Raw genomic sequence first — 572 nt, forward strand, 5'->3', positions numbered from 1 at the left:
CGCAGCACCAGTTCGCCCTGGGACTCGCCATCGGCCGGCAGGAAGTTGCCATCAGCGTCAATGATCGCCGCTTCCACCAAGGGACCCGGCACGCCGGCCTTGATGCGATACGTGGTGCGTTCGTCTTCGGTGCCGGCCATCAGTTCATCGTTGAGGTGAGCGCAGGACACCAGCGGGCCGGTTTCCGACATGCCATAGGCGGCAGTCAACTGAATGCCCTTGGCCTTGGCCGCTTCGTACAGCGCGCGGTTCAGGGCGCTGCCGCCGATGACGATTTTCCAGCCGCCGAAATCCGTGCCTTGCGCGGACTTGGCGTTGAGGACCATTTGCAGGATGGTCGGCACGCAATGGGAAAAGCTGACCTTTTCCTTGCGCCACAACTCCACCAGGTATTCCGGGTCGTAGCGGCCGGGGTAAACCTGCTTGAGCCCAAGCATGGTCGCCACGTACGGCAAGCCCCAGGCATGCACGTGGAACATCGGGGTAATCGGCATGTACACGTCGTTGGTGCCCAGCAGGCGCACGCTGTCGATGCTGCCCATGATTGTCGACACACCCATGGTGTGCAGCAC

General features: G+C 62.4%; 1 protein-coding gene. It reads right to left on the reverse strand.

Features of this window, described 5'->3' with window-relative positions; genetic code table 11:
* Nucleotides 1–572: AMP-binding protein (locus tag AC1DH9_RS30610; RefSeq protein WP_477809513.1), on the reverse strand; the 572-nt coding region annotated here is incomplete at both ends.

It is taken from the genome of Pseudomonas sp. 05T35 (assembly GCF_056396605.1).